We start from the raw sequence: 16,755 nt of genomic DNA on the forward strand, positions 1-16,755 counted from the left end.
GGACCGAGGGCGAGGCAGTCAAGGTGGCACACGCAATCGCGGCGCGACCCTGGGAACGTCTGGCGCGTCTGCGCCGGAAGCGGCGCGTGCGCAACGCGGCCACGCTGTTCATGGCCGTCCTGGGGCCGGTGCTGGCGGTTGCGACCTATGTCGTCATGGGGCCGCTCAGCCAGCAGACGGCCAGCACGGGGCTGCGGCTCGTCTTTCTGGCCGACCTCATCTACATCCTGCTGCTGACGGGGCTGGTCGGCGCGCGCATGGCCGCAATCCTGACCGCCCGCAAGTCCGCCGCCGCCGGGTCGCGCCTGCACATGCGGCTGGTGGGCGTCTTCACCGCGCTGGCGCTGTTTCCGACCGTGCTGGTCGCGCTGTTCGCCGGGCTGACGGTCAACATCGGCCTTGAAGGCTGGTTTTCCGGCCGGGTGCAGCAGGTGGTCGCGACCTCGCTGTCGGCGGCCGAGGCCTATCAGGACGAACACCGCCGCGACCTGACCGAGGACGCCCGGCTTCTCGCCCGCGTGCTGGACGAGGCCGCCCGCGCCGCGCCCTTCCTGGACGACGGCACCGTCCGCACCGTGCTGACCGAGGGGCAGGGGCTGATCCAGCGGGGCCTGCGCGAGGCTTACGTGATCGACGCGACCGGCGCGATCCGCGCGCGCGGCGACCGCAGCTATCGCTTCTGGTACGAAGAGCCGACCGAGGCGCAGTTCCGCGCCGTGGACGCCGACGGCATGCTGCTGGTCGAGGACTGGCAGAGCAACGAGTTCCGCGCCCTGGTCCGGCTGGAGCGTTTGCCGGGCCGCTATCTTTACGTTACCCGCGACGTGGACGGCGACCTTCTGGGCCTTCTGGACGACACCCGCGCCACGGTCGGCGAATACCAGCAGCTTGAACGCACCCGCAGCCGGGTGCTGTTCGAGTTCTCGCTGCTGTATCTCGGCTTTGCGCTGCTGCTGGTGGCGGGGGCGATCTGGCTGGGTCTGTGGTTCGCGGAACGGCTGGCCCGTCCCATCGGGCGGCTGGCGGCGGCCTCGGAACAGGTGGGCGAGGGGAACCTGGATGTGCAGGTTCCTGAACCCGACACGGGCGACGAGATCCAGACCTTGGGCCAGAGCTTCAACCGCATGACCCAGGCGCTCAAGCAGCAGCGGCTCGAGCTGGTGGACAGCTACCGCGCCACCGACGAACAGCGGCGGCTTTTCGACAGCGTGCTGACCTCGGTCACGGCGGGGGTGATCGGGCTGGGGCATGACGGGCGGATCGACTTCGTCAACCGCTCGGCCCTGCGGCTTCTGGGGCTGGACCCGACGGCGACGGACGACATGCCGCTGCTGGACGTGGTGCCGGAGTTTGGCTCGCTGTTCGCGCGCCTGCAGGGGTCGGTTGCGGACAGCGTGCAGGACGAGGTGCGGCTGCAGCGCGACGGGCGCATCGAAAGTCTGCTGGTGCGCATGGCCGCGCGGCAGGCCGAGGACGGGACCGTCGCGGGATATGTGATCGCCTTCGACGACGTGACCGAACTGGTGACGGCCCAGCGCATGGCCGCCTGGGGTGACGTGGCCCGCCGCGTGGCCCATGAGATCAAGAACCCCCTGACCCCGATCCAGCTTTCGGCCGAGCGCATCCGGCGCAAGTTCGGCAAGCTGGCGGGTTCGGACGAGGACCGCGAGGCGCTGGCCCAATACACCGACGTCATCATCCGCCAGACCAATGACCTGCGCCGGATCGTGGACGAGTTCAGCCGCTTTGCCAGGATGCCCGAGCCAGACCGCGCGGAAACCGACATCGCCGCCCTGCTGCGCGAGGCGGTTGTGCTGCAGAAGGACGCGATCGCGGGCGGCGTTGCGGCGCATATCCCCGACGAGCCGGTGATCGTGGACTGCGACCCCGGCATGATGGGGCAGGTCTTCACCAACCTGCTGAAGAACGCGGGCGAAGCCCTGCGCGACCGTCCGGCAGGCGACTGGATGCCCCGCGCCGAGGTCGTGCTGGAAGCGCGTCCCGACGCGGTCACGATCCGCATCTGCGACAACGGCGTGGGCCTGCCCGAGGACCGCGCCCGGCTGTTCGAGCCTTATGTCACGCTGAAACGCGGCGGCACGGGGCTGGGCCTGCCCATCGTCAAGAAGATCGTCGAGGAGCATGGCGGCTCGCTGGTCCTGACCGACGCGCCCCCCGACGCCACCGGCCATCGCGGCGCGATGGCCGAAGTCAGACTGCCCCGCGAACGCCAGCCCGTCCGGCTGGCCCCATCGCGCAAACATAAACTCGAAGAGGCGACAGGCACATGAGCGACATTCTGATCGTGGACGACGAACGCGATATCCGGGAACTCATCGCCGACATCCTCGGTGACGAGGGTTTCCAGACGCGCACCGCCGCCAATGCCGACGAGGCGCTGGCCGCCATCAACGCCGAGGAGCCGGCGCTGATGATCCTGGACATCTGGCTCAAGGACAGCCGGATGGACGGGATCGACATCCTCAAGCAGGTCAAGCGCAACAACCCCTCGGTGCCGGTGGTCATCATCTCGGGGCATGGCAACATCGAGATCGCGGTCGCGGCGATCAAGCAGGGCGCCTATGACTTCATCGAGAAGCCCTTCAACATCGACCAGCTGATGGTCGTGATCACGCGGGCAATGGAAACCAGCCGGTTGCGGCGCGAGAACATGCAGCTGCGCCGGCGCGAGGTCGCGGCGGCCGAGATGCTGGGGCATTCCGCCTCGTTCCGGCGGCTGCGCGAGAACCTCGACAAGGTCGCCAAGTCGAACGGCCGCGTGATGCTGACGGGCGAGCCCGGCGCGGGCAAGGAGATGGCGGCCCGCTACATCCACGCCCACTCGCCCCGCGCCGACGCCCCCTTTGTCGCCGTCCCCTGCGCCACGATCGAGCCCGAGCGGATGGAGGAGGTCCTGTTCGGCCGCGAGTCCTCCGAACGCGGGGTCGAGCCCGGCCTGCTGGAACAGGCGCATGGAGGGGTGATCTACTTCGACGAGGTCGCGGACATGCCGCTGGGCACCCAGCCCAAGATCCTGCGCGTGCTGACAGAACAGCAGTTCCAGCGCGCGGGCGGCACCGACAAGGTGCGGGTGGACCTGCGGGTGATCTCCTCAACCAACCGCGATCTCGGCAGCGAGATCGCCGCCGGCCGTTTTCGGCAGGAACTTTACGACCGGCTGAACGTCGTGCCGGTGCAGGTTCCCAGCCTTGGCGAGCGGCGCGAGGACATCGCTGAGCTTGCCCGCCATTTCATCGAGCAGTTCCACGCAAGCCAGGCCCTGCCGCTGCGCGCCCTGCCGGACGAGACCATCGCCGCGCTGCAGGCGATGCGCTGGCCCGGCAACATCCGCCAGCTGCGCAACGTGATCGAACGTGTCCTGATCCTGGGCGAGGGCAGCGGTCCGATCCAGCCTGCGGAACTGGAGCCCCAGGGCGCGACCCCCGACAACGGCGAGGCGCTGGCTTTGGGCCCGCAGATCACGGCGCTGGCCCTGCGCGAGGCGCGCGAACTGTTCGAACGGGAATACCTGCTGGCCCAGATCAACCGCTTCGGCGGCAACATCAGCCGCACCGCGCAGTTCGTCGGCATGGAGCGCAGCGCCCTGCATCGCAAGCTCAAGTCGCTGGGAGTCGTCGGGGGGATGCGGGTCGAGGACGAGGTGATGGCCAAATAGGGCCTCTGGCGCCGCGTGGGCTGCACCGCTCCGGCGCCTCCGGCGGGGATATTTGGGGACAGAAGATGGCCAGAGCGCCTTGATTTTCTGTCTGTAGATATTTTGCGGGATCGTCGGATAGGAGGATGGGCGCGAAGCGTGCGTCCTTCACGGTCACGTTCGGGTGGCACGGGTGCGTGCAAGGCACGCACCCTACAGGCTGTTCCCAGCGGGAAGGACGTGGCAGGGGCGAGCCAGAAGCAGCGCCCCACGCCGTCTCACTCGCGGTCGTCGCGAGCCAAGGGATCCCAGCCGCCCGGCGAGGGACGCGCGGAGGTGTCGTCGTCCTCGTCGTCCTCCTCGGCTTCCGGCCGGTCGGCGCCGTCCAATGCCTCGAAGGCGGTGCGCTGGCGATGGGTCCAGAGGACGTGGAGGCGCGAGCCCTCCTCGGTCTGTTCCTCGCGTTCCACCACGCCGGCCTCATGCAGCCAGGCCCGGCGGCGGCCCTCGGCGTGGGTCAGCGTGACCACGCCCGGTTCGCGCGGTTCGTCCAGAACCTCCGCAAGGCGCTGGTCGATGGCGGCGATCAGGTCGGGCAGGCCTTCGCCGGTCAGGGCGCTGACGGCCTGAACATTGGCGCGCCGGGCGTCGGTGCGGCGCAGGGCGGCGCGGGTGTCGTCCGACAGGGCGTCGATCTTGTTCCAGACCTCGATCAGCGCCACGTCCTCGTCCACGCCCAGGCTGTCGAGGATGTCGCCGACGTCGCCCGCCTGTTCCTCGGTTTCCGGGTGGCTGATGTCGCGGACATGCAGGATCAGGTCGGCCTCCAGCACCTCCTCCAGCGTGGCGCGGAAGGCGGCGACGAGTTCGGTCGGCAGGTCCGAGATGAAGCCCACGGTGTCCGACAGGATGATCCGGCGGCCCCGCGCTTCGCCATCGGCGGAGGGCAGGTGGATCGCCCGCATCGTGGGGTCCAGCGTCGCGAACAGCATGTCCTTGGCCAGCACCTCGGCCCCGGTCAGGCGGTTGAACAGCGTGGACTTGCCCGCGTTGGTGTAGCCCACCAGCGCGACGATCGGATAGGGCACCTTGGCCCGGGCCGCACGGTGAAGTGTGCGGGTGCGGACGACCCGTTCCAACTGGCGGCGCAGGCGGACCATCTGGTCGTCGATGGCGCGGCGGTCGGCCTCGATCTGCGTTTCGCCGGGGCCGCCGACGAAGCCGAAGCCCCCGCGCTGGCGTTCGAGGTGGGTCCATGCGCGCACCAGCCGGGTGCGCTGGTAGGACAGCGCCGCGAGTTCAACCTGCAGCACGCCCTCGCGCGTCCGGGCGCGGTCGGCGAAGATCTCAAGGATCAGGCCGGTCCGGTCCAGGATCTTCACGTCCCAGTGCTTTTCCAGGTTCCGCTGCTGGACCGGACTCACGGGGCCGTCGATCAGGACCAGCTCGGCTTCCGCCGCGCGGATCGCCTCGCCCAGTTCCTCGAGCTTGCCCGAGGAGAAGAGCATCCCCGGCGAGGGGTTGCGCAGCTTGGCGACCATGCTGCCCACGACCTCGATCGCGGGCAGGGCGCGCGCCAGCGCCACTGCTTCCTCCAGCGCAAGCTCGGGCGAGCGGCGCTGGTCGCGCCGGGTGCCCAGGTCCGGGTGGACGACGAAGGCGGGCGTGCGCCGCGTTTCGGTCGACTGCGGCTCGGCCACTCAGTCCTCGCCTTCGTACAGGCTGATCGGCTGGCCCGGCATGATCGTCGAGATCGCGTGCTTGTAGACCAGCTGCGATTGTCCGTCCCGCCGCAGCAGGACGCAGAAGTTGTCGAACCAGGTGATGACGCCCTGCAGCTTGACGCCGTTGATCAGAAAGATCGTGACCGGGACCTTGGCCTTGCGGACATGGTTCAGAAACGCGTCCTGAAGGTTCTGCTTGTCGCCGGCCATGCGGGACACCTTTTCTTGTTCTTGCAGCGTTGTGTTCACATTAAGGTCACCCGCCGCAACGTGACAAGGCGCGGGCAAAAATGCGCCACAGGTGTTTCCCTTTCGCCACGCCCGGCTATTCTCCGCCGACTTGCGACAAGGAGCCGCGATGCAGTCCGTTTTCCACCTGGCCTATCACGTCACCGACCTGGACAAGGCGCGCGCCTTCTATGGCGGCACGCTCGGCTGCGCCGAGGGGCGTTCCACCGACACCTGGGTCGATTTCGACTTCTTCGGCCACCAGATCAGCCTGCACCTGGGCCAGCCCTTCGCCACCACCAACACCGGCAAGGTGGGCGATCACATGGTGCCGATGCCCCATCTGGGCGTGGTGCTGGGGATGGAGGACTGGACCACGTTGGCCGAGCGTCTGCGCGCCGCCGGCACCCGCTTCGAGCTTGAGCCGCATATCCGGTTCAAGGGAGAGCCCGGCGAGCAGGGGACGATGTTCTTCCGCGACCCGTCCGGCAACCCGATCGAGGTCAAGGGCTTCGCCGACACGGCGGGCATCTTCGCCCGCTAGCGCCTCCAGGCGCCGGGCGTCAGCAGGGCGAGGATCGCCAGCATCTCCAGCCGCCCGGCCACCATCGCGGCGGCCAGCACCGCCTTGGTGAAGGGGGCAAGCCCCGCCCATCCCTGCCAGGGCGCACCCGCGATCCCGGCGCTGCCCTCGAAGACGGGGGTCAGGGGGATCGCCTCGGCCAGTTGCCCGGTGTTGGTCAGTGCGGCCACGCTGAGGATCGTCGCCGTCTCGAAGGACACGGGGCGCAGCGACACCAGCGCGATGGTCGCCACGATGGCCAGGGCAAAGACCATGAAGAAAATGAAGGACAGGTAGGCCCCCGGTCCCCTGAGCCGCCGGATCACTGGCCCTCCACCCGCGACCGAGGCGGGGTGGACGATCTTGTCGAGTTCGCGCTTGGCATGCAGGGCAAGGGCAAAGACGCGCAGCAGCTTGACGCCGCCTGCCGTGGTGGCGACGCCGCCGCCCATGATGGCCAGCCCCGCGAGCATCAGCCCCGGCGCGGAGAGCCCCGCCCAGGCCCGCGCGCCATCCCAGTGCATCGAGGTCCAGCCGGTCGTCGTCAGGAAGGACAAGGCCGTGAACAGGCCGCCCCAGGCGGCGCCGGCGGCGCGGGCCAGCCCGCCGGCCAGGCCGGGGGCGGCGGGCTCGGGCGGGGCGAGCGGCTGCACGTCGGCATCGAAGGCGCCGATGAAGGGCCGCAGCACCAGCATCAGCGTGACCAGCGCCAGAAGGCCGGCCGCGACGCGCAACTCCGGGTCGTTGCGCAGGCGGCGGGTGGTCTGCAGTTCGCCCCCGCCCGGCCAGGCGCGGCGGGTCAGGGCGGCCAGCATGAAGACCGCGACCAGCGCCTCGGCCGCCACTCCGCCGCTTGCGCCGACCGGGCGGGCGTCGAGGCCGACGCCGCTGCTGGACAGCGTTCCCATTGCGCGGATCAGCGCGTTCAGCGCGTGATCCCCGGTCATCATCAGCCCCAGCCACAGCGCGCCGGTCGCGGCGGCGTAAAGGGGCGCGATGGCCAGCCCCCAGCGGATCAGCCGCAGCGCTGGGTCTGCCAGGTGCGCGGCATGGTCGCGGCCGCGGGTGACGTCATTTCCGCCGCCCAGCCGGTTGAGGCGTTCGTCCGTGCCGGTGGAACGGTCCATGATCTCGAAGCCGCCGACCCTCACCGGGGCCATCAGCGCGATCGCGGCGACCAGGATGAACAGCCCGCCTAGCCAGCCCACGGTGCCGCGCCACAGGTGCAGCGAGGGCGGCAGGCGCTCGGCCGCGTAAAGCGTGGCGCCCGTGGTCGTCAGGCAGGACAGCATCTCCCACCAGGCGTTGAAAAGGCCGGTGTCGCGCATCACGGCCGCGAAGGGGACCGCGCAAAGCAGTGGCAGCCCGGCATAGACGCTGAGAAGCGTGCTCAGCACCCCGCGCGAGGGGGCCGCTGCGGGTGTGGCGGCCGTCGCGAGCCCCAGCATCGTCCCCAGAACCAGCGCGCCTACGGCCGAGGCGGCAAAGGTCGCGGCGATGCGGTGGTCGCCGACGGCCTCGGCATGGGCGGCCGGGACCAGCATCGCGAGCGCAATCGCCAGCCCCGCGATCACCAGCACGGGCAGGCGGGCGATCCGGTCCATCAGAACCAGTCGGCCGAGACCTGCAGCAGGCGCTCGACCTCGTGGATGTCGCCCGACAGGGCGAAGATCAGCACAAGGTCGCCCGGCTCCAGCCGCGTGTCGGGGCGGGGCTTGAGGATGGCGCCCGCCTTCTCCACCGCCGCGATCAGCGCGCCGCGCGGCAGCTTGAGATCGCGCACCGCCTGGCCCGCAAGGGCCGAGCCGGGCAGGACCTGTGCCTCGATCAGCTCGGCTTCGGCGTCGCCCAGCGAATAGACGTCGCGGACCCGGCCCCGGCGGATGTGGCGCAGGATGGAGGAAACGGTCACGGCACGCGGGCTGATCTGCGCGTCGATCCCGAGGCTTGAGGCCAGGGGCAGCAGCGAGGGGTCGTTGATCAGCGCGACCACCATTCCTGCGCCCGCCTGCCGGGCCCGGATCGCGGCAAGGATGTTGACATGATCGTTGGCGGTCAGGGTCAGCACCGCGTCGGCCTGCGGAACACCCGCCTCGGCCATGAGGTCGGGGGACATGCCGTCGCCATGCAGCACCACGCTGCGGCGCAGCCGCTCGGCGGCGGTTTCGGCGCGACCGAGGTCGCCCTCGATGATCCGCAGCGTGACCTCGGGGGCGCGGTCCAGGCTGCGCGAGACGGCGCTGCCGATGTTGCCGCAGCCGATCACGACCACGCGGCAGATCGGACGCCCCGGCAGGCCGAAGATGTCCAGCGTGCGGGCCACGTCCTCCTGCGGGGTCACGACATAGGCGCGGTCGCCTGCGTGCAGCTGGTCGTTCGGCTCGGGGGCGAAGAAGCGCCCGCCGCGGCGCAGGCCCACCACCACGGCGCGCAGGCCGAAGAAGGTCTGGTCGAGATGGCGCAGCGGCGTGTTCAGGATCGGGCAGCTGTCCGTCAGCGCCATGGCGAGCATGCGGACGCGCCCGTCCATGAAGGTCTCGGTGTCGAAGGTGGTCGGCGCATCCAGGCGCGACAGGGCGGCGGCCGCGACCTCCTGTTCCGGGCTGATGACGACGTCGATGGACAGGTTCTGCGCCTGGTAGAGATCGGCGTACTCGGGGCGGATATAGGCCTGCGCGCGCAGCCGCGCGATGCGGCGGGGAACCGAGAACAGGGCGGCGGCGATCTCGCAGGCGACGATGTTGACCTCGTCGCTGGCGGTGGCGGCGATCAGCAGGTCGCAATCCGCCGCGCCGGCGCGGTCCAGCACTTCCGGATGGCTGGCGTGTCCGACGATGCCCTGTACGTCCAGCGCGTCGTTGGCCTGCTGGATCAGCCGCTCGTCACGGTCGATCAGGGCGACGTCATGGCCTTCGCCCGAAAGCTGACGGGCGATCTGCCAGCCGACCTGTCCCGCACCGCAGATGATGATCCGCATGGTCCTGTCCCGCGGTGAACGTCAGTTCGCAGCCTTAGGCCGAGGGAGGACGCACGGCAATGGGGTGGCTTGGGCGCGAGGGCTGCGCCGCAGGCTGTCCCGAAGCGGCAAGAGTATCCTGCCGGGGACGGGAAAGGACCGGGGCGCTGCCCCGGACCCCGGGATATTTTCCCGAAAGAGAAGGAACCTGCGCTTTGCGCCGGGTACGCGGCCCGGGCCTATCCTGCTGCCAAGGGCAGGGGTGCCGGAGGCAGGCGTCTCCCTAGGCCCCACCGGAGGCGCGGCCTGCTACTGTTCGCGGAAGGCGCGCACGAAATAGTCGGTCAGCGGCTTCATCAGATAGGCAAGCGGGCTGCGTTCGCCGGTCTGGACATAAACCTCGACCGGCATGCCGGGGATCAGGGACAGGTTGCCCAGCTTTTCGCGCTCGGCCGGAGGGATCGTGACCTCGGCGCGATAGTACTGCATCTGCGTCGCCTCGTCCGTGACGGCATCTGCCGAGACACGCGCCAGCGTGCCGTGGATCTCGGGCGTGGTGCGGCTGGAGAAGGCCGAGAATCGCAGCGTGACGTCCTGCCCCACCGACACCTCGTCGATGTTCAAGGGAGAAACTCGCGCCGCGATCACCAGCGGGCGGTCCTGCGGGACCAGGAACAGCACCGGATCGGCGGGCCGGATCACCGCGCGGGGTGTCGTCACCTGCAACTGGTGGACGATGCCCGAGACCGGCGCCCGGATGTCGAGCCGCGAGATCTGCTCGATCAGCGAGCGGCGGCGCTCGGCCAGTTCCAGCTCGCGGTAGCCAAGGTCGCGCAGTTCCGTTTCAGCGGTCTCGCGCCGCTCGGCCGCTTCCTTCAGCTTGGTGATGTCGATCTCGGTCAGGCGCGTCTCGCCCTGCGCGCGCATGGCCTGGGTCTCGCCCAGCTGGCCGTCCAGCCGCGCGGCCTCGCGTTCCAGCCCAAGCACGCGCGAGGCCTGCGCCAGACCGCGGTCCAGCAGGGTCTGCTGGTCGGTCAGTTCCTCCTGGATCAGCTCGCGCTGGGTGCGCAGCGCGGTCATCTGCGCGTCGATCCCCTCGATCTGGTTGCGTACCTGCTCGGCCTGCTGGTCCAGCTGGTCGGTCGATTGCCGCAGCGTGTCGAGCCGGCTTTCGAAAAGCCGCGTCTGCCCCTCGATCAGGTCGGCCACGTCCGGGCGGGTGGGCGCGAGTTCCACCAGTTCCTCGGGAAAGGTGATGGCGGGGCGGTCGGCGCGCTCGGCCTCGAGCCTTCCGCGGCGGGCGAGGATCTCGAAATACTGGCCCTCGACAATGGCAAGCTCGGTGCGCAGCAGGGTGCCGTCCAGCCGGATCAGCAGGTCGCCCGCCTGGACCGGCTGGCCTTCGCGGACGGCGATCTCCTCGACCACGCCGCCTTCGGGATGCTGAACGATCTGGCGGTGCTGCTCGACCTCGACCTGGCCGGCGGCCACGACTGCCCCCGCGATGCGCGACGTCACGGACCACAGGCCGAAGCCGCCGACCAGCAGCAGCATCCCGACGAGCCCCAGCAGCAGCGCGCTGCGGGCCGACCAGCGGCTGCCCGCGGCCGGGGGCGGCGGAGGGGGCTGCTCGGGCCGACGCACGGCACGGCGCGTCGGGGCGACGATATCGTCCACCCTTGCGACGGGCGCGGTGGCGAGGCCCATCTGCGCGGGGTCGCGCATCTGCGGAGTGGGGTTGTTCATGTCACGCCTCCGCCTGCGCCGCGCGCGCGGGTGATCGTTTCGGCATTGCGGACGGTCGAGCGCAGCACCTCGTCGCGCGGCCCGAAGGCGCGGCGCATGCCCCCTTCCATCACCAGCAGCAGCTCGCATTCCGCGATGGCGGCGGGGCGGTGGGCCATGATGATGACCGCGCCGCCGCGCGCCTTGATCGCGCGGATCGCGAGGTTCAGCGCCTCGGACCCCTCGTTGTCGAGGTTCGAGTTCGGCTCGTCCAGCACGAACAGCACCGGGTCGTCGTAAAGCGCCCGCGCAAGGCCCACGCGCTGGATCTGCCCGCCCGAAAGCCGCGCGCCCGCCTGCGCCAGGGGCGTGTCGTAGCCCTGCGGCAGGTCCAGGATCATCCGGTGCGCCGCTGCCGCCGTCGCCGCGCGGACCACCGCGTCCGGGTCGGGACGTGGCGAAAGGCGGGCGATGTTTTCGGCGATGGTACCGTCGAACAGCGTCACCTGCTGGGGCAGGTAGCCGATCAGCCGGCCCAGCACGTCAGGGTCGTATTGCTCCAGCGTCGCGCCATCCAGCCGGATCGAGCCGCTGGCCGGGGCCCAGGCCCCGATCAGCGCGCGGGCCAGCGTGGACTTGCCCGCACCCGAGGGGCCGATCACGCCCAGCGCCTGCCCGGGGCCGAGATTGAAGCTGACGCCGCGCAGCGTGGGCACGGTCTGCCCCGGCGGCACGACGGTCAGGTTGGTCACGTCCAGCCGTGCCGCCGGACGGGGCAGGGGCGTCCGCTGCGCCTGCGGGGGGCGACGCGTCAGCAGCCCTCCCAGCCGGTTCCAGCCGTCCAGGGCGCGCTGCACCGCCGACCAGCCGCCGACGATCTGCTCCACCGGCGCCAGCACCCGCCCCATCAGGATCGAGCTTGCGATCATTGCGCCCGGCGTCACCGCCTGCTGCAGCACGAGCCAGGCCCCCGCCGCCAGCAGGGCCGATTGCAGAAACAGCCGGAAGGTTTTCGAAAAGATCGAGAAGCCCGAGCCCCGGTCCGAGGCCGACATCGTGGCATTGGCCATCCGGTCGCGGGTCTGCTTCCAGCGGGAAAAGGCCGCCTGCCGCATGCCCAGCGCGCCGATCAGCTCGCCCTCGTCGCGGTAAAGGTCGGCGGCGCGGTCGGCGGTCTGGCCGGACACCATCGCTTCCTGCAGGGGGCGGCGGGTCAGCCACTGGTTGGCCCAGGTCGTGAGGACCAGCACGATCGCGCCCAGCGTCGCCACGACCCCCAGCACCGGGTGGAAGATGTAGAGCCCCGCCAGGAAGACGGGCGCCCAGGGAAGGTCGAACAGCGCCATCAGCACCGGCGAGCCGATCAGCTGGCGCACGGCCTCGAGGTCGCGCAGCCCGCCCTGCGCTGCGCTGGCCTGTCCCGTCACAGCGCCCTCGGCCAAGGCCGCCTGGAAGACGCGGGATTCCAGCCGGTCCTGGAACCGCATCGCCACGCGCGACATCACGCGGACGCGGGCGAGGTCGATCAGGCCCATCATGGCGAAGAGGAAGGCCACCAGCCCGAACAGCGCCGCCAGCGTCGGCACCGACCCGCTGCCCAGCACGCGGTCGTAGACCTGCATCATGAACAGCGGCCCCGTGAGGTTCAGCAGGTTCACCGCGACCGAGAACACGGCCACCGCGGCGACCAGCCCCAGACTGCCCCCGCGCGCGGCCCGAAGCTCGGCGAATCCGTCCTGACGTCCTGTTGCCATCGGCTCTTTGTTTCCGTTCATGCGCGGCAATCGGCCGCCCCGTCTGCCGCAGTGCCGACCACAGGTTGTCGCGGCACCGCGCGCCCTCTATCCCAAGCCGAACCATTCGGACAGGCAGGTGGCAAGCTTCGTTCGGTCTTGGGCCAATACTCGCCTATGGATGTTAAGGAGAGATTGATGCGTCTTGTTCCGGTTGTGCTGGCTCTGAGTCTTGCCGGCTGCGCCACTGCGCCCCCGGGCGAGATCGCCGACCCCTACGAGCCCATGAACCGCCGCGTCCACGCCTTCAACAAGGCGCTGGACGCGAACCTCGTGCGCCCCGCCGCGCGGATGGTCAAAGGCGACGGCGCGTCACGCCCCCCGGTTGAAGGCCAGCCGCCGGGCGTGATGCAGATGGTGGGGAACTTCGGCTCGAACCTGTCGCTGCCGGGAAAGGTCGTCAACAGCCTGCTGCAGGGCCGCCCCGAGCCCGCGGTGAAGAACACCTTCCGCTTCGCCGTCAACACGACGCTGGGGCTGGGCGGGCTGTTCGATCCGGCGGGCTCGGATTTCGCGCTGCCCGAGATCGACACGGACTTCGGCGAGACGCTGCATGTCTGGGGCGTGCCCTCGGGCGCCTATCTCGAGCTGCCGCTGCTGGGGCCGTCCACGGAACGCGACCTCGCGGGCAAGATCGTGGACTTCGCGCTGATCGATCCCTTGGACAATGTGCTGACGGATGAACAGAAGCTTGCGGGCACGGCGGCGCGCGTCGTCTCAAAAGCGGGTGAGCGGGCGCAATTTGGCTCGACGGTGGACTCGGTCCTGCATGAAAGTGCCGACAGTTACGCCCAGACGCGGCTGCTTTACACCCAGCACCGCCGTTACGAGCTGAAGCAGGAAGAGGACGCCATTGACCCATATGCCGAATAGCACCCGACGCGGGTTCCTGGGACTGGTCGCCATGGGCGGCGTGATGGCGGTGACGCCGGCCCATGCCATGACGGCGGCCGAGGCCTCAACCGCGATCCGGCGCGCGGTGGACGAGGTTCTGGGCATCATCAACTCGGGCCGGCCGCCCGCGCAGATGTACGGGGCCTTTGCAGGCGTGTTCCAGCGCCATGCCGACGTGGACGCGATCTCGCGCTCGGCGCTGGGGCCCACGGCGCGGCAGATGGACCCGTCGAGCTTCGGGCAGTTCCGCGAGGCGATGACCGGCTATGTCGCGCGCAAGTATGGACGGCGTTTCCAGGAATTCCTGGGCTCGCGGATCGAGGTCGGGGCGGCGCGTCCGCTCAAGTCCTTCTGGGCGGTGGATTCCACGGCCTACCTGAACGGCCGCAGCCCGATGCGCGTCGAATGGCACATTTCGGACAAGACCGGGCAGCCGCGCTTCTTCAACCTCATCATCGAGGGCGTGAACATGCTGGCCTCCGAGCGCGAGGAGATCAACGCCATGCTGGCCCGCCGCAAGGGCGACGTGGGCGCCCTGATCGCGGACCTGCAGCAGGCAGGCTGAGACCGCCGCCGCGCCATGGAAAAGCCCCGCCTTCGAGCGGGGCTTTCTCTTGCGTCAGTTCAGGGCGGGGATGCCTTGCAGCGCCTGGGACAGCGCGTCGTTCAGGGCATCGTCGGCCGGAAGGTCGGCCGGGGCCACGGCCTCGGCCACCGCGGCCTCGACGGGGCTGGGGGCAGGGGGCGCGTCCTCGCCCGAGCTGCTGACGGTCGAGCCCTCGGTGCGCGGCGCCGGAGGAGGGGCGGGGTCCGCGCCGATGGGGCCGGAGCGCACGGGCACGGGCGCTGGAACAGGCGCGGGCGGCGGGGCCGAGGGCGCCGGTTCCACAAGGCGCGCGGGCTCGGGCGCGGGGGCGCTTTCGCCCATCGCCTCGGCCAGGGCGGCGGCAAGCGGGTCCGCCGCGCCGTCAGGCGAGGTCGCCACGATGGCGGGTGCATCGATCGGCATCCCCGTGGCGTCGCCCGGCTGGATCACGTCCGTCTCGCGGCCGTCCACGGGCTGTGCGGCGGCTACGGCCTCGGCCAGGGCGGCGGCCAGCGGGTCGTCCGAATCGGCCGACACGATGTCGCTGGCGACGATCATGTTGCCCGCCGCGTCGGGCGCGATCACCCCCAGCGGCTGGGGCGGCAGGCCCTCGTGGATCTCGGCCATGACCGCCTGCCAGATCTCGGCGGGCAGCCCGCCCCCCGTGACCCCCTGCAGCGGCGTGTTGTCGTCATAGCCCATCCAGACGCCGGTGACATATTGCTCGGTGAAGCCGATGAACCAGGCGTCGCGATAGGAGGAGGTCGTGCCGGTCTTGCCCGCGACCTCGCGCCCCGGCAGCTTGGCGCGCCCGCCGGTGCCGTTTTCCACGACCTGCTGCATCATCCAGATCAGCTCGGACGCGGCCTTGGGCGAGATCACCCGCTGCCCCATGCCGCCGACCTGCCCGATCAGAGGCTTGTCGTCGCCCTTGATGCGCAGTTCCACCAGCCCATAGGGGCGCACGGCCGTCCCGCCGTTGCGGATGCCCGCATAGGCGCCCGTCATTTCCAGCAGCGTGGTTTCCGCCACGCCGAGGCCCATCGAGGGGCTGGCGGTGATGTCATGGGCAAAGCCGAAGTCCTGCGCCACGCGGCGCACGTTGTCGCGGCCCACGGCCTCCTGCAGGCGGATGGTCGAGGTGTTGATCGACTGCGACAGCGCCTTGGTCAGCGTGATCTCGCCCATGTGGCGGCGGGTGTAGTTCTTGGGCGTCCAGGGCTTCGAGCCCTTGATGTGGATCGTGATGGGCGCGTCCAGGATCGTGTCGTTGGGCGAATAGCCCTGGTCCAGCGCCGCTGCGAAGACGAAGGGCTTGAAGGCCGAACCGGTCTGCCGCTTGGCCTGGGTCGCGCGGTTGAAGGTGCCCGCACCCGCCGTGTCGCGCCCGCCGATCATGGCGCGCACCGCGCCGTCGGCCGACATCACGACCACCGCCGCCTGCGCCTTGGACCCTTCTTTGACCTTCTCGTCGAAGATCCGCTTGAGCGCGCGTTCCGCCTGCCGCTGCACGGTCTGGTCGAAGGTCGTGGTGATCGTCACGTCCTCGGTCGTTTCCGAGGTCAGGAAGCCCGGCCCCGATTCCATCACCCAGTCCGCGAAATAGCCGCCCGCCCGCGCCGCCGCCGCCCTGGACAGGACGGCGGGGTTGGCCTTGGCCTCGGCAAATTGCGCGTCGTCCAGGTAGCCCTGGTCATGCATCAGCCCCAGGATCACCGCCGCCCGGTCCTGCGATCGCTGGAGGTTCGAGGTGGGCGAGAAATAGCTCGGCGCCTTCAGCAGCCCGGCCAGCATGGCGGCCTCGGCGGCGTTCACCTCGGCCGCCGACTTGCCGAAATAGCGCTGGGCGGCGGCCTCGAAGCCGCGGGCGCCCGCGCCCAGGTAGCTGCGGTTCATGTAGATGTTGAGGATGTCGGCCTTGGAATACTTGGCCTCCATCGCGAGGCTGTAGGGAACTTCCTTGATCTTGCGCCACAGCGAGGACTTGCGGCAGTCGGCCTCGTATTCGGCCTCGGACTTCCACTTGATGGGGTCGAATTCCTCGCCCAGGCACAGAAGCTTGGACACCTGCTGGGTGATGGTGGACCCGCCGTTGCCTTCCAGGGGCCCGCGCCCCTCGGCCATGTTGATGTTGACGGCACTGGCGATGCCGCGCGGGTCGATGCCCAGGTGGCTGAAGAAGCGCTTGTCCTCGGTCGCCACCACCGCGTTGCGCAGGACGGGGGCGATCCGGTCGGCGCTGACGGTGTTGTAGGTCTCGCCCCGCCAGGCGAAGACGCGGCCGTCGCGGTCCAGCATCGTGACCGAGCCGCGCGCGCGCCCGTCGAACAGCGCCTGGGGATCGGGCAGGGTGGAATAATAATAGGCGACAGTCAGGCCAAGGATCAGCGCCAGGGTCGCGCCGGTTCGCCAGAACGACCCCCAGATGAGGCGCCAGGTCAGCGACACCGCGCCCGTCACGCCGCGCGTGACGAAGTTGCCGCGCCGTGGCTTGCGCGGGGGGGCGGCACTGGCCCGCCGCTGCGCCTGCTGGGGCGGCAGCCCTCCGCCCGAAGGCGGGGCCGCGGCAGAGGGGGCGGCATAGCGCCTGTCGGCGGCAAGGCGCCGGGGCTTCTCGGGTTTCTTCATGCCT

Annotated in this window: 12 protein-coding genes; 5 read left to right on the forward strand and 7 right to left on the reverse strand. The window is 70.1% G+C overall.

The genetic code is table 11. From position 1 onward, the window contains the following. Positions 1-23 precede the first annotated feature (23 nt). Together BLQ03_RS03375 and ntrX are read left to right on the forward strand one after the other, a co-directional pair. On the forward strand, positions 24-2,291 hold the full coding sequence (locus tag BLQ03_RS03375; protein WP_245688656.1) for a sensor histidine kinase NtrY-like: 2,268 nt from the start codon (positions 24-26) through the stop codon (positions 2,289-2,291). Further along, positions 2,288-3,676, forward strand: a complete 1,389-nt coding sequence (gene ntrX, locus BLQ03_RS03380) for a nitrogen assimilation response regulator NtrX (RefSeq protein WP_090752787.1) — start codon at positions 2,288-2,290, stop codon at positions 3,674-3,676. The genes BLQ03_RS03375 and ntrX overlap by 4 nt, the downstream gene beginning before the upstream one ends. A 257-nt stretch (positions 3,677-3,933) precedes the next feature. Here ntrX and hflX read toward each other — a convergent pair whose 3' ends face one another. Further along, the gene (gene hflX / locus BLQ03_RS03385) at positions 3,934-5,355 is read right to left on the reverse strand and encodes a GTPase HflX (RefSeq protein ID WP_090752791.1); all 1,422 of its coding nucleotides are present in this window, start codon (positions 5,353-5,355) and stop codon (positions 3,934-3,936) included. Beyond that, positions 5,356-5,589 carry an RNA chaperone Hfq gene (gene hfq, locus BLQ03_RS03390; protein WP_020949330.1) on the reverse strand — a complete coding sequence of 78 codons (234 nt, stop codon included), beginning with the start codon at positions 5,587-5,589 and terminating at the stop codon, positions 5,356-5,358. It lies immediately after the preceding gene. A 148-nt stretch (positions 5,590-5,737) separates the two neighbouring features. Between hfq and BLQ03_RS03395 the strand changes: the two genes are divergently transcribed. Continuing rightward, a complete protein-coding gene (locus tag BLQ03_RS03395) occupies positions 5,738-6,151 on the forward strand; it encodes a VOC family protein (RefSeq protein WP_090752794.1) in 414 nt (137 codons plus the stop codon). On the opposite strand, the gene BLQ03_RS03400 is transcribed toward BLQ03_RS03395, so the two are convergent. The 4 genes from BLQ03_RS03400 to BLQ03_RS03415 all read right to left on the reverse strand — a co-directional run bounded on the left by BLQ03_RS03400 (position 6,148) and on the right by BLQ03_RS03415 (position 12,604). Continuing rightward, a complete protein-coding gene (locus BLQ03_RS03400) occupies positions 6,148-7,773 on the reverse strand; it encodes a TrkH family potassium uptake protein (protein WP_090752798.1) in 1,626 nt (541 codons plus the stop codon). The genes BLQ03_RS03395 and BLQ03_RS03400 overlap by 4 nt on opposite strands. Next, positions 7,773-9,146, reverse strand: a complete 1,374-nt coding sequence (trkA, locus tag BLQ03_RS03405) for a Trk system potassium transporter TrkA (RefSeq protein WP_090752802.1) — start codon at positions 9,144-9,146, stop codon at positions 7,773-7,775. Before trkA ends, BLQ03_RS03400 begins: the two co-directional genes overlap by 1 nt. A 288-nt stretch (positions 9,147-9,434) precedes the next feature. After that, positions 9,435-10,871, reverse strand: a complete 1,437-nt coding sequence (locus tag BLQ03_RS03410) for an HlyD family type I secretion periplasmic adaptor subunit (protein ID WP_281200990.1) — start codon at positions 10,869-10,871, stop codon at positions 9,435-9,437. Next, on the reverse strand, positions 10,868-12,604 hold the full coding sequence (locus tag BLQ03_RS03415) for a type I secretion system permease/ATPase (RefSeq protein ID WP_090752806.1): 1,737 nt from the start codon (positions 12,602-12,604) through the stop codon (positions 10,868-10,870). Before BLQ03_RS03415 ends, BLQ03_RS03410 begins: the two co-directional genes overlap by 4 nt. A 177-nt stretch (positions 12,605-12,781) precedes the next feature. On the opposite strand from BLQ03_RS03415, the gene BLQ03_RS03420 reads away from it, so the two are divergent. Together BLQ03_RS03420 and BLQ03_RS03425 are read left to right on the forward strand one after the other, a co-directional pair. Further along, on the forward strand, positions 12,782-13,516 hold the full coding sequence (locus BLQ03_RS03420; RefSeq protein WP_090752809.1) for an MlaA family lipoprotein: 735 nt from the start codon (positions 12,782-12,784) through the stop codon (positions 13,514-13,516). After that, complete coding sequence (locus BLQ03_RS03425; protein WP_090752812.1) at positions 13,506-14,102, forward strand: MlaC/ttg2D family ABC transporter substrate-binding protein; 597 nt, start codon at positions 13,506-13,508, stop codon at positions 14,100-14,102. The genes BLQ03_RS03420 and BLQ03_RS03425 overlap by 11 nt, the downstream gene beginning before the upstream one ends. A 54-nt stretch (positions 14,103-14,156) precedes the next feature. Here BLQ03_RS03425 and BLQ03_RS03430 read toward each other — a convergent pair whose 3' ends face one another. After that, the gene (locus tag BLQ03_RS03430; RefSeq protein WP_090752816.1) at positions 14,157-16,751 is read right to left on the reverse strand and encodes a transglycosylase domain-containing protein; all 2,595 of its coding nucleotides are present in this window, start codon (positions 16,749-16,751) and stop codon (positions 14,157-14,159) included. Positions 16,752-16,755 lie beyond the last annotated feature (4 nt).

Origin of the sequence: Paracoccus chinensis (assembly GCF_900102885.1) — a bacterium.
Classification (GTDB): Bacteria; Pseudomonadota; Alphaproteobacteria; order Rhodobacterales; family Rhodobacteraceae; genus Paracoccus; species Paracoccus chinensis.

Coding starts and splice junctions, on each gene's coding strand:
- BLQ03_RS03420 (WP_090752809.1), top strand. CDS start 12,782: ATGCGTCTTGTTCCGGTTGTGCTGGCTCTGAGTCTTGCCGGCTGCGCC.
- hfq (WP_020949330.1), bottom strand. CDS start 5,589: ATGGCCGGCGACAAGCAGAACCTTCAGGACGCGTTTCTGAACCATGTC.
- BLQ03_RS03425 (WP_090752812.1), top strand. CDS start 13,506: ATGCCGAATAGCACCCGACGCGGGTTCCTGGGACTGGTCGCCATGGGC.
- BLQ03_RS03415 (WP_090752806.1), bottom strand. CDS start 12,604: ATGGCAACAGGACGTCAGGACGGATTCGCCGAGCTTCGGGCCGCGCGC.
- BLQ03_RS03430 (WP_090752816.1), bottom strand. CDS start 16,751: ATGAAGAAACCCGAGAAGCCCCGGCGCCTTGCCGCCGACAGGCGCTAT.
- ntrX (WP_090752787.1), top strand. CDS start 2,288: ATGAGCGACATTCTGATCGTGGACGACGAACGCGATATCCGGGAACTC.
- BLQ03_RS03400 (WP_090752798.1), bottom strand. CDS start 7,773: ATGGACCGGATCGCCCGCCTGCCCGTGCTGGTGATCGCGGGGCTGGCG.
- BLQ03_RS03410 (WP_281200990.1), bottom strand. CDS start 10,871: ATGAACAACCCCACTCCGCAGATGCGCGACCCCGCGCAGATGGGCCTC.
- BLQ03_RS03395 (WP_090752794.1), top strand. CDS start 5,738: ATGCAGTCCGTTTTCCACCTGGCCTATCACGTCACCGACCTGGACAAG.
- trkA (WP_090752802.1), bottom strand. CDS start 9,146: ATGCGGATCATCATCTGCGGTGCGGGACAGGTCGGCTGGCAGATCGCC.